The organism is Vibrio sp. RC2502 (genome assembly GCF_054850435.1).
This window is the reverse complement of the sequence record NZ_CM141453.1, coordinates 2,211,661-2,224,259: the sequence shown is the minus strand read 5'-3', so window position 1 is coordinate 2,224,259 and position 12,599 is coordinate 2,211,661. Positions and strand designations below refer to the sequence as shown.

General features: G+C 45.4%; 9 protein-coding genes and 1 riboswitch. Of the genes, 5 read left to right on the top strand and 4 right to left on the bottom strand.

Going from position 1 to position 12,599, the window contains the following annotated elements; all coding sequences use genetic code 11:
* Window positions 1-124 precede the first annotated feature (124 nt).
* The 3 genes from ACYJZR_RS10390 to torD form a co-directional block, all read right to left on the bottom strand.
* Complete coding sequence (locus ACYJZR_RS10390; protein WP_005457243.1) at window positions 125-715, bottom strand: TfoX/Sxy family DNA transformation protein; 591 nt, start codon at window positions 713-715, stop codon at window positions 125-127.
* Between the two features lie 116 nt (window positions 716-831).
* Window positions 832-921, bottom strand: a riboswitch (cyclic di-GMP riboswitch).
* A gap of 266 nt (window positions 922-1,187) precedes the next feature.
* Window positions 1,188-2,192, bottom strand: coding sequence for an HTH-type transcriptional repressor PurR (gene purR / locus ACYJZR_RS10385; protein ID WP_005457245.1), 1,005 nt, complete (start codon window positions 2,190-2,192; stop codon window positions 1,188-1,190).
* A gap of 437 nt (window positions 2,193-2,629) precedes the next feature.
* Window positions 2,630-3,277, bottom strand: coding sequence for a molecular chaperone TorD (torD, locus tag ACYJZR_RS10380; protein ID WP_208871027.1), 648 nt, complete (start codon window positions 3,275-3,277; stop codon window positions 2,630-2,632).
* Window positions 3,278-3,542: 265 nt separating this feature from the next.
* Between torD and torR the strand changes: the two genes are divergently transcribed.
* On the top strand, window positions 3,543-4,256 hold the full coding sequence (gene torR, locus ACYJZR_RS10375; RefSeq protein ID WP_005457237.1) for a two-component system response regulator TorR: 714 nt from the start codon (window positions 3,543-3,545) through the stop codon (window positions 4,254-4,256).
* 69 nt (window positions 4,257-4,325) lie between these two features.
* Here the strand turns inward: torR and elyC are convergent, their stop codons facing one another.
* On the bottom strand, window positions 4,326-5,111 hold the full coding sequence (gene elyC / locus ACYJZR_RS10370; protein ID WP_005457224.1) for an envelope biogenesis factor ElyC: 786 nt from the start codon (window positions 5,109-5,111) through the stop codon (window positions 4,326-4,328).
* A gap of 114 nt (window positions 5,112-5,225) precedes the next feature.
* Here elyC and cmoM point away from each other — a divergent pair, with 114 nt between their 5' ends.
* Genes cmoM through mukB form a run of 4 tightly spaced genes read left to right on the top strand, consistent with a single transcriptional unit; the run spans window position 5,226 to window position 12,529 of the window.
* On the top strand, window positions 5,226-6,017 hold the full coding sequence (cmoM, locus tag ACYJZR_RS10365; protein ID WP_461715828.1) for a tRNA uridine 5-oxyacetic acid(34) methyltransferase CmoM: 792 nt from the start codon (window positions 5,226-5,228) through the stop codon (window positions 6,015-6,017).
* A 2-nt stretch (window positions 6,018-6,019) separates the two neighbouring features.
* Window positions 6,020-7,357 carry a chromosome partition protein MukF gene (gene mukF, locus ACYJZR_RS10360; RefSeq protein WP_005483103.1) on the top strand — a complete coding sequence of 446 codons (1,338 nt, stop codon included), beginning with the start codon at window positions 6,020-6,022 and terminating at the stop codon, window positions 7,355-7,357.
* Window positions 7,338-8,063, top strand: a complete 726-nt coding sequence (mukE, locus tag ACYJZR_RS10355) for a chromosome partition protein MukE (RefSeq protein ID WP_005483111.1) — start codon at window positions 7,338-7,340, stop codon at window positions 8,061-8,063. The genes mukF and mukE overlap by 20 nt, the downstream gene beginning before the upstream one ends.
* A gap of 2 nt (window positions 8,064-8,065) precedes the next feature.
* Complete coding sequence (gene mukB / locus ACYJZR_RS10350) at window positions 8,066-12,529, top strand: chromosome partition protein MukB (protein WP_461715873.1); 4,464 nt, start codon at window positions 8,066-8,068, stop codon at window positions 12,527-12,529.
* Window positions 12,530-12,599: the final 70 nt, after the last annotated feature.

Sequence of the window (12,599 nt, the reverse complement as noted above, 5' to 3'; positions counted from 1 at the left end):
GGCGCTGAAGATACGGGTGTTTTGGGATTTACAAAGGAGTAGACACGAGGGGAGCTAAAAAAATTTCATAAAAAAACCGCAGTTCGCACTGCGGTTTTAGTCGATAGATTAGAGCAGACTTCTGTTACGAAAGGCCATTCATTAATTCTTCACGACGAGACTGGGGGACTACACTCCAGTGTGTGCCGTTAATAGCACCTTCTAAGGCCCAAAGTAGCTCAAGGCTAACTGTGGTGGAGTGCGTGTCTCTGATCGCTTTATAAGCACTTAGTGCGCCTTCTTCTTCAAGTTGAGCAACAGAATCAATACCCGCTTTCTTAAGCATTCTTTCTGTAGCCAATCTCAGGTTCGGCAGATCTTTCAAGCGATTAGGCTTAGTGCTCGCTTGTTGTTCTTTCTCAAGTTTGGCGTTTTCTAAGGATTTTTTCGCTACTTCAATTAAGCGATCGCTAGATTCCCATAGTTCGCTGGAAATAGCGTAGTACTTAGTAACGACTGGGAAGCCACGTTTTTTATAAACGTAAGGCTTTAGACCCTGTGTCTCGAAGTCAGATGAAGTTTGTTGGTCTGCTCGTATATGAAGCTGGTTGTTTACCACTAGTGCAAACATCGTTTCATCAGCGAAAAGTCCGAAGCCACCAAACATTGAGCGCGACTTGATAGTACCAAGTGCCTCAAATAGCTTCATAGAGTCTTTGAGTATCGGTTTATCCATGTTTTGTTATCTCGGTGTAATTAATATTACGCCACCAAAAGTCAGGTCCGAGAGAGTAGCAAACGTGCGCAAAGGCAATGTCATTAAAGGGTAAAGACATTGGTTGCACACTTGCCATCGGTAACCCCGCTACCTTCCATATACTACTATGGTTCAGGCCGGAGGCTTTGCGTCCCACCCTTTCGGATGGTTTGCCCTGTGCGTGACCAGATGAGGATACTTCGTATATTGAATTAACATCACACTTTAGATTTTAAAACGTGATCTTGATTCAATAAATAATGCCATTTTGTGCATGGGTACTCATAATTGAGAATTGTATTTAATGTTTGAAAAGAAGCGGGAATTAATAATTCACATGTAAAGAAAACAGTAACTTATGGAAGTTATTGTTTTTAAGAATGAGGCAAAGTGTGCGGGAAGTGTTATTTTTTTAATAAAAAAAAGCGCCCCTAAGGGCGCTTGTGTTCATTTAATTAAGTTTCTTAACGGTATTGCGGATAACAATCTCTGGTTGCATCTCGAACACACGTTTTTCGTGTTCTTTATCTTTAATGCGTTCAAGTAGGATCTCAAACGCATTTTTACCCACACGACGTTTAGGTTGGTGAATCGTTGTTAGCGGTGGTGAGAAGTACTCTGCAAGTTCAATGTTGTCGTAACCGATAACAGAAACGTCATCTGGAACCTTGATGCCGTTTTGTTGCAGACGGCTCATTAAGCCAAGTGCCATGGTGTCGTTAAAACAGAATACTGCAGTAGGGCGTTTTTCCATCGCGGTGATCTTGTCTGCAACCAGTACCGCAGTATCACATTCAAAGTTACCTTCAAGAATCCAATCTTCATTGATTGGCAGTTTTGCTTCAGCCATGGCACGACGAAAACCAGCGATACGCTCTTGGCAAGCAAGTTTCTCAAAGTGACCACTAAGGCAGGCGATGTCAGTGTGGCCGTTATCGATAAGATATTTAGTTGCTAGGTAGCCACCTTCTTCAGAGTTATCGATGATCTTGTCCGCACGAGAACTCTCTGGGCCCCAATCCATCACAACTTTCGGGATATCTGAGTGACGATCTAACATCTCTTTTAGTTCTTCGGTTAGATCTGAACACATCACCAAAATGCCATCTACACGTTTCTCAGCAAGCATGCGGATGTAGTCGCGCTGTTTCTCGTAGATGCCGCCAGTATTACACAAGATCAACGTGTAACCTTGACGGTAGCAGTAGCTTTCTACACCGTCGATCACTTCAGAGAAGAACAGGTTAGTTGATTGTGTTACCAACATACCAATAGTACGAGTTGAGTTGCATTTTAAACTACGAGCAACTGCGCTTGGTGCGTAGTTAAGCTCATCAACCGCTTTCATTACTTTTTCTTGGGTTGCTTCTGCAACAAAACGTGTCTTATTAATAACGTGCGAAACTGTCGTGGTAGAAACGCCGGCTAAGCGAGCAACGTCTTTTATAGTGGCCATAAATGATGTCCTGTATCGAGCTACTTAATACCGTAGTGAATACAACCATACGCTTAGTTTTTTGCGCAAACTAAACACCACAACAACAGTAGTGTCTATTCTAGTAGGCAGCGGTTGTACCGAAATCGGTATAAAAAGATTTGTAGCAACTTGGTTGAAGGTACTCGGCTTCCTACTAAATATGAGGAAGTGGTTATCAACCTATTAATAAAAAACAAAAACCGCTATATTTCAGCGGTTTACATATAAATCATATTTAATCGTTTGCGTTCACATTTTAGCCCTATGTGGGCTGGCTGGCAATATTTTCAGCAAGAGTTTTGTGTATTTGAAGTCACATTTTGACTGCTAAATGAACGAACGTCTTTGAGCCAGATTAAAAGCAAGCGAATAAAATAGGGAGCCCGACAGGCAGGCTCCCTAAAAATAGGCGGTGATTATTCACCAAGAAGGTAAGCGCTGTCCAGTTTACAAAATGCAATTAATAGTTGCGCAACGCTTAAGTAGAAGCCAAAATCATCAAATTGCTTACATTTTTCAGCAAATTTTGGCAACCAAGACATGAGTTGATTTTGGATGAAATCGTTTTGTTTAACGAAAGCCTCTTCCATATGTTTTTCTTGCTCTAACTCATTTGAGCGAATGATCATGTTGCCCAAAAAGTCCAATTCGACAGCGAGATGGTCTGCTGGTTCTTTGAGGTTTTCGTCTACCTGAACCCCAAAATCTGCCATCAGTTTTTCCATCTCTTCTGCAGGTTTGTCATTAAGCAAACCTGATTCACCAATGTACATAGAAGCGTACGGTAGTGCCCCATACTTATCTGTTTTTAAGAACAGCTCGCAAAAATCTGCTGCAAGTTCTAGTTGAGCATCATTGCGGTCTTGGAGTCTGTTTAGGGCATCAACTAGGCTATCAACGGCTGGCTTGAGTGATTCGTTCTCACCTAAGCCCGCTAAAAAACTGCGAATTTCAACACTGTGGTAGGTTTCTAGTTCTTTTTCGCTGAGTTCTTTAGCGAATAAGCTCGAAAACCACCAGTAAATTTCAGCACGCTTTTCATTAAAAGCTTTCACTTCTTGCATTTTTGGCTCCTGAAGGATGCTTCGAGTATTGCATCATAAAGTCAATTAGGGATATCCCCTAAGTGTAATCAAATAAGATGAATAGCAGTAACTATAATTATTGTTGATTATGTTGAATTGTGTGCACTTGTTAACGGTGATGGGCAAGCTTGTTTTGAATCAATAAAAACGCTAAATCTTGCTTTTTAATGTATCTATGACTAGAAATGTTACTAGTTATGAATAGAATACGTCTTGGATAATAAGAAGACAGAAAGTGGTGTAAATGAGCTATCACGTATTAGTCGTAGAAGATGATGTTGTAACTCGTAGTAAGCTTGCGGGATATTTCCAAAATGAAGGTTACAAAGTTAGCGAAGCAGAAAGTGGCGCGGAGATGCGCGAAGTTCTGCAAGGCGGTGATGTAGACCTTATTATGTTGGATATTAACTTGCCGGGCGAAGACGGCCTAATGCTTACGCGTGAGCTACGCAGTCAATCAGACATCGGCATCATATTGGTAACAGGACGCACGGATAGCATCGACAAAATCGTAGGCCTAGAGATGGGCGCAGACGATTATGTGACAAAGCCTTTTGAACTAAGGGAATTACTAGTTCGAGTTAAAAATCTACTGTGGCGCATTTCTGCGGCGCGAAGTGGAGCAAGTAAAGCGGCAAGCGAAACAAACGATGAACACATTGTTCGCTTTGGTGAGTGGACATTCGATATTCAGCGTCGAGCACTTAGCCGTAATGGTGAACCAGTAAAACTAACCAAAGCAGAATATGAGCTTTTGGTGGCGTTATCGTCTTACCCGAATCAAGTGCTGAGTCGTGAACGTATTTTGAATATGATCAGTCATCGAGTTGATGCTCCAAATGATCGTACGATTGATGTTCTTATCCGACGCATGCGCGCTAAGATGGAGTTTGATCCTAAGAACCCACAAATTTTTGTGACCGTTCACGGTGAAGGCTACATGTTCGCAGGTGATTAATCACCATCAGACAAGCAGTAAAGAAAAAGGAGAGCCAATGCTCTCCTTTTTTGTGTTTATAAATCGGGTTTATTCCGCTTCCACCATCGGCGTTTGCCCTACGGTGTCACGCAGTCTTTGCCAAACGCTACCAAGGTATTCATGCCAAAACAGTTCAGTTTGCTCAAGGTAACGAGCTTTAGGTGAATACTTGTCCCACGGTTGGCTAACTTCGTCTATCGCTAAGAAATTCGTTGGAGCAGGGATGGGTTTAATTCCAGCTGCGTTAAACTCGTACAGCGCACGGCTCATGTGGCTCGCTGACGTGACCAGCACAATCTCTTTTTGTTGAACAAAAGCGGCGGCTTGTCTTGCTTCTTCCCACGTGTCTTTTGCGTCTTCTAACAAAATAATGTCGGATTTTGCAACACCTAATGCCAAAGCAACGTTTGCCATCATACGAGCATGGCTGATCTCAGAGCCACCATCATAACCAGATAAAATTAGCTTTGCGCCTGGGTACATACGCAAAATACGAATGCCTTCCGTTAATCGCATCAACGCCGCGCGGCTTAATTGCGATGTTGGTGGAATTTCGTCATCGACCACGTGGCCATTACCCAGCACCATAACGTAGTCAATGGTACCTGACACAGGTAAAAAGGCCTTATGCTCGCGCTCAAGTGGCATGAGAAGCTTGGTTGAAACAGGTTGGAAGGCAACTAGAAAAAGGCCAACAAAAGAGAACAGAACAACGAAGCAGCCAGTTTTACGTTTTGTGGTAAAACTAATGAGAGCAAGACCTAACAAGCCTATCAGTAGCAATGCCGGAAGCGGCATAAGCAAGGCTGACATTACTTTTTTCAGCTCAAACATACATAAATAGTCCGAAAAAACATCAATTGATAATAAAAATGAGGGTGACCCTCTTTATTCCTGCTTTCCTTGTGCCAGAATAGCGGCACAATCCGATATGATAACTCAGCAGAAGTGACAGAAGACCGCAATTTCGACGATATCGCCCACAAATTTGCAAAAAATATTTACGGCTCCGATAAAGGGGAGATCCGCCAAATCATTGTGTGGGAAGATTTTCTACAGATTCTAAGTGAATTGGATGCGAGCCAGCAACCCCTAGAAGTACTTGATGCAGGTGGTGGTTTAGCACAAATGTCGCAAAAGCTTGCTAAGCTCGGACATCGTGTTGCGTTATGTGATCTATCTTCGGAAATGCTGCAACTAGCCAAACAGGATATTGAAAAAAACGGTTTGCTTGAGCAGTATCGCCTGATTCATTCGCCTGTTCAGTCCATTGCGGAGCACATGGAAGAACAGGTGGATTTCGTTATGTTCCACGCTGTCATGGAGTGGCTCGTTGATCCTAAAACGGCGCTAGAGACAGTATTGGAACAAGTAAAGCCGGGGGGCATCGTATCAGTGATGTTCTATAACCACCATGGTTTAGTCTACAAAAACGTGGTTTGTGGCAACATTCCTCATATTTTAGACGGCATGCCCCACCGAAAAAGATTTAAACTACAGCCGCAAAAAGGCTTGAAACCGGAAGATGTCTATCACTGGATAGAAGAGGCTGGTTTTAGCATTTGTGGCAAATCTGGTATTCGTTCCTTTAGTGATTACATAGGTAATATGCAATACATGGGCGATTACGAGTTTGAAGATGTGTTGGCGCTAGAAAAACAACTATGTCGACAAGAGCCATACCTCTCATTAGGCCGCTATATTCACGTGTGGGCCAAAAAGAACGATAAACAGGAATAACAATGAGTGAGATGACTCTCAATGCTGCAGAGCAACCAATCGATGAGTTGGTTGGCTGGGTTAAGCAGCACGATTTCTCGTTGAACCTGACCACAGAGCGATTGGCATTTTTGATTGCCATCGCCGTACTGAGCAATGAAAGGTTCGACGAAGAACTGGGTGAAGGTGAACTGCACGATGCGTTTGCCATCGTCACTCGACTATTTGATGAGACTGGCGAAGCCTCCGCTTTTCGTGCGAACAACGCCATCAACGAGATGGTCAAGCAGCGTCTTATTAGCCGTTTTGTCAGTGAAATTACTGACGGAGCGAGCATTTACCGCTTGTCGCCTTTAGCGATAGGAATTACCGATTACTACGTGCGTCATCGCGAGTTCTCAAGACTGCGTCTGTCTATCCAGCTATCGATGGTAGCGGATGAAATGGCGAAAGCGATTGAAGCGGCACAAAAAGGTGGCACACCGGGCCACTGGAAGAAAAACGTGTACGGAGTTTTAAAATATTCTGTAGGCGAAATCTTCGATCAAATCGACCTTAACCAACGTGTCATGGATGAGCAGCAGCAATCTGTGAAACAACAAATTGCCGACCTGCTAAACAAAGACTGGCGTGAAGCAATCAACAACTGTGAAGCACTTCTGTCAGAAACATCAAGTACGTTGCGTGAACTTCAAGATACGCTGCAAGCTGCAAGTGATGAACTGCAAACTCAAATCCTAGACATCCAAGAGATTGTTTACGGTGATCCTGAGCTTGAGTTTATTGAAGAAGCCTTGTTTGGTCTGCAAATGAAGCTAGACCGAATCACAAGCTGGGGCCAGCAAGCGATTGACCTCTGGATTGGCTACGACCGACACGTGCACAAGTTCATCCGTACCGCTATCGATATGGATAAGAACCGTGCATTTAGCTCGCGTCTGCGTCAATCGATAAAAGACTATTTTGATATGCCTTGGTATCTGACTTTTGCAGATGCAGAAAGGCTTTCCGACCTTCGTGATGAAGCTTTGGTACTGCGTGATGACGAGGTAACCGGCCAAGTTCCGATGGAAGTGGAATACGAAGAATTTCAACAAGTCAATGATGAGCTATCAGAACGCATTGGTGACATGCTAAAAGCGCATAAAGAGCAAGGCACGCCAATCGATTTGAGTGTGGTGCTGCGAGATTACCTTGCACAACATCCATACACTCATCACTTTGATTTAGCTCGAATTATCGTTGATCAAGCCGTACGTCTTGGTTATTCGGAATCGGATTATCAAGCGATTCAGCCTGACTGGAAAGCAATCAACGAATTTGGGGCAAAGGTACAAGCGAATGTCATCGACCGATACTAATGAATACATGTCAGATAATCTGGCAAAAGCAATTTCTAACCCTCTGTTCCCAGCGCTAGACAGCATGCTACGAGCAGGGCGTCATATTTCAACTGAAGATCTCGACAATCACGCGTTGTTGTCTGATTTCGAGCTTGAGCTTTCTTCTTTCTACCAGCGCTACAACACCGAGTTGGTAAAAGCGCCAGAAGGCTTTTTCTACCTACGTCCACGTTCAACATCATTGATTGGCCGCAGTGTTTTATCTGAGTTGGATATGCTGGTGGGTAAGGTACTGTGTTTCCTATACCTAAGCCCAGAGCGCTTAGCGCACGAAGGCATTTTCACCAATCAAGAGCTTTACGACGAGTTGCTTGCATTAGCAGACGAGAAAAAGCTGATGAAACTCGTGACGAACCGTGCAACGGGTTCGGATCTAGACAAAGAAAAACTGTTTGAAAAAGTACGTACGTCACTTCGTCGCCTACGTCGTTTAGGGATGATCATCAACATCGGTGAAACCGGTAAATTCAGCATTAGCGAAGCGGTATTCCGTTTTGGTGCTGATGTTCGTGTGGGCGATGACATCCGTGAAGCGCAGCTGCGTCTTATCCGTGATGGTGAAGCCGTAGTCCACACTAAAGAGCCGAGCCAAGGCAGCTTGCTGTCTGAAGAAGACCAAGAAGAACAAGCCCAAGAAGAAATGACAGAAGAGGGTGAAGCATGAGCATGATTGAACGCGGTAAATATCAATCGCTGACCATGGTCAACTGGAACGGCTTCTTTGCCCGTACGTTTGACATCGATGGTCTGGTTACGACGCTGTCGGGCGGTAACGGTGCCGGTAAATCAACCACGATGGCAGCGTTCATCACAGCGTTGATTCCTGACCAAACGCTACTGCACTTCCGTAACACAACCGAAGCGGGCAGCAGCCAATCGTCTCGCGATAAAGGTCTATATGGTAAACTACAGCCGGGTGCGTGTTACGCAGCGTTAGACGTAGTAAACTCACGTAACCAACGTCTATTGTTTGCAGTAAAACTGCAGCAAGTCGCGGGTCGTGACAAAAAAGTAGACATCAAACCGTTTGTTATCCAAGGTCTTCCAAGCCATGTGAAACCAACGGATATTCTGGTTGAAAGCGTATCGGCGACTCAAGCGCGCGTACGTCAAATCAATGAAGTCAAAGATGCGATTGCGGAATTTGAAGGCGTTCAATTCAAAGCCTTCTCTTCAATCGTGGATTACCACGCGCAAATGTTCGAATTCGGTGTGATTCCTAAGAAACTGCGCAACTCAAGTGACCGCTCTAAATTCTACCGTTTGATCGAAGCCTCGCTTTACGGTGGGATCTCAAGTGCGATTACACGCTCACTGCGCGACTACCTTCTGCCACAAAACGGTGGTGTGAAGAAAGCATTCCAAGACATGGAATCGGCGTTGCGTGAAAACCGCATGACGCTAGAAGCGATCAAAACCACTCAGGCTGACCGTGACTTGTTCAAACACTTGATCACCGAGTCGACAAACTACGTGGCTGCTGACTACATGCGCCATGCTAACGATCGTCGCAACAAGCTTGAACAAACTCTATCTTTGCGCTCTGAGCTCTTTGGCTCACGCGAGACGTTGATTGAGCAAAACAATCTGCTTAATCGCGTTCAAGAAGAACTTGAGCTTCTAATCGAATCGGAATCGGCACTAGAGCAAGACTATCAAGCGGCTTCTGACCACTTGCAATTGGTGCAAAACGCACTGCGTCAGCAAGAGAAAATCGAACGTTACCAAGAAGATCTTGAAGAGCTTAGCGAGCGTCTTGAAGAGCAGATGATGGTCGTTGAAGAAGCGCAAGAACGCGTGATGATGGTGGAAGAGCAAGCAACCGTTGCAGAAGAAGAGGTGGACAGCCTCAAGACGCAACTGGCTGACTACCAACAAGCACTAGACGTTCAGCAAACTCGTGCTCTTCAATACCAACAAGCGGTTCAGGCACTTGAGAAAGCGAAACAACTACTTGGTGATGACTGCCTGACGGCAGAGTCCGCGCAAGCACTTGTTTCTGAGCTTAAGAACAAAGAATCAGAAAGCACTAACGCGCTGCTATCGGTTAAGCACAAGTTGGATATGTCTTCTGCAGCAGCAGAGCAATTTGAAACTGCGCTGAAGCTTGTACAAAGTATCGTTGGGCAAGTCGAACGTAAAGATGCGGCTGAACAAGCGAAAATCGTCATTACGAAAGCGCGTGAATCTCAGCAAATCGCACAAAACGAACAACAATGGCGTGCTCAACATCGCGACCTCGAACGTAGCTTAAACCAACAGCGTCAAGCTCGTGAATTGGTCACGGAATATCAAAAACAGTTCCATGCTGAACTGACGGACGAAATCACGTTTGAACAAGAACGTGAACGTCACGCGATGCAAATCGAAACGCTAGAAATGACGCAAGAAGAGCTGCGTGAACAACGCAGTGAACAGCGTCGTCTAGAACAAGATGCTGCGGCAGAAATCAACAAGCTAGAAGCCATTGCACCAACATGGATTGCGGCGAACGATGCGCTAGAAAAATTGCGTGAGCAAAGCGGTGTAGACTTAGAAGATCGCCATGCTGTGATGAGCCACATGCAGGTTGTTCTGGAGCAAGAGAAAGAGTTGTCTCTAGCGAAAGACAAACTGGCAGAGCGTCGCTCGCAACTAGAAAGCGAAATCGAACGATTGGCATCACCTGGTGGTTCAAACGATCCTCGTCTGAAAGGCTTGGCAGATACACTAGGCGGTGTGCTTCTATCTGAGATTTACGACGACATTACAATCGACGACGCACCGTACTTCAGCGCGATGTATGGTCCGGCACGTCACGCGATTGTGGTTTCTGACCTGTCGGGTATCGAAGAGAAACTGGTAGAGCTAGACGACTGTCCGGAAGATTTGTACATCATTGAAGGTGACATAGATGCCTTTGATGACAGCTCGTTTGACGCAGAAGAACTTGAAGGTGCGGTATGCGTTCGTATGAACGACCGCCAAATGCGTTACTCTCGTTTCCCTGAAATTCCATTGTTTGGACGCGCGGCGCGTGAACAGCGTTTAGAGCTACTGCGCAATGAACGTGAGGAAGTGGTTGAGAAGCATGCAAAAGCGGCTTTCGATTCACAAAAGATGCAGCGTCTATACCAAGCATTCAACCAGTTTGTGGCTAACCACATTCAAGTCGCGTTTGAAGCTGACCCAGAACAAGCATTGGCAAATGTTCGCGAAAAACGCGGTCAAATCGCCCGTGTATTGGCTGATTTGGAAGCGAAAGAACAGCAACATCGTTCTCAGCTTCAAACTAGCAAGCAAGCTCTGTCTTCGTTAGATAAGCTCACGCCAAACATGGCTCTGATTGAAGACGATACGCTGCAAGCACGTTTCGACGAGCTGGAAGAGAAAATTGCGCAACTGTCAGAAGCGAAAGCGTTCTTGAACAACCACGCGAAAGCCGTGGCTGAGCTTGAAAAAATTGCTTCTGCACTTGATGCAGACCCTGAACAGTTCGATGCGTTAGAAGCAGAATACAAAGCTGCGGACGAGCAACTTCAAGAATTGAAGAAGCAGATCTTTGCCTTGTCTGACCTCGTTGAGCGTCGTCACTACTTTGCGTATTCAGACTCCGTTGATTTGCTTAACCAAAGCAGTGAACTTAGTGAGCAGTTAAAAGCGAAGCTGGTTCAGGCTGAGCAAATGCGTACACGCTCTCGTGAAGAGTTGAAACAAGCGCAAGGTCAAATGAACCAATACAACCAAGTATTGGCATCATTGAAAAGCTCGCACCAAGCGAAATTGGAAACCGTTCAAGAGTTCAAACAAGAACTGCAAGAGTTTGGTGTTAACGCCGATGAAGGCGCAGAAGAGCGTGCGATCCGTCGCCGTGATGAGCTGCACGAGCGTCTACACACATCTCGTAGTCGTAAGAGTGAATACGAGCGCACCATCACCTCTACTGAGCTAGAGATGAAAGGTCTGGCGAAACGTCTGAAGAAAGTTCAGAAGGAATACGCAGAGCTGCGTACCTTCGTGGTTGCTGCGAAAGCGGGCTGGTGTTCAGTACTTCGCTTGGCACGTGAAAACGATGTTGAACGTCGTCTTCACAAGCGCGAGTTGGCGTACATGTCTGCCGATGAACTGCGTTCAATGTCGGATAAATCGTTGGGTGCGCTGCGTCTTGCTGTTGCAAACAATGATGACCTACGTGATGCGTTACGTTTGTCTGAAGATAATGCACGTCCAGAGCGTAAAGTTCTGTTCTACATTGCGGTTTACCAGCACCTTCGTGAGCGTATTCGTCAGGACATCATCCGCACAGATGACCCAGTAGAAGCCATCGAAGAAATGGAAGTAGAGCTAGCGCGTCTGACTGAAGAGCTAACTCAACGCGAAAACCGTCTGGCAATCAGCTCTGAGTCTGTGGCAAGCATCATCAAGAAGACGATTCAGCGTGAGCAAAACCGTATTCGCATGCTAAACCAAGGCTTGTCGAACATCTCGTTCGGTCAGGTGAAAGGTGTGCGTCTAAACGTGAAGATCCGTGAAAGCCATGAAGTGCTATTGCATGGTCTGTCTTCGCAGCAAGAACAGCATAAAGATTTGTTTGAATCTCCACGTTTCACTTTCTCAGAAGCGATGGCAAAACTGTTCCAACGCGTGAACCCTCACATCGATATGGGTCAACGCTCTCCTCAGGTTCTGGGTGAAGAGCTACTGGATTATCGTAACTATCTAGAGCTAAGTGTGGAAGTTAACCGTGGTTCTGATGGTTGGCTGCAAGCGGAATCTGGGGCGCTATCAACGGGTGAGGCAATTGGTACTGGTCAGTCTATCCTGCTGATGGTTGTTCAGAGCTGGGAAGAAGAATCCCGTCGTCTACGCAGCAAGGACATCATCCCATGTCGTTTGTTGTTCCTCGATGAAGCAGCACGTCTGGATGCGAAGTCGATTTCAACGCTATTCGAACTGTGTGACCGTCTGGATATGCAGCTGTTGATTGCTGCACCAGAGAACATCAGCCCAGAGAAAGGTACAACCTACAAGTTGGTACGTAAGGTGTTTAAAGATCACGAACACGTACACGTTGTTGGTCTGCGTGGCTTTGGTCAAACAGATAAACCGAAGAGTGAAGTTCAAGAAATGATTGAAGAGTTTGAATCATAAGCTTGGAAGCATAAAAACGCCCGCAATTAAAGCGGGCGTTTTTGTATCTGATTAACAGAGAGATGCAGGT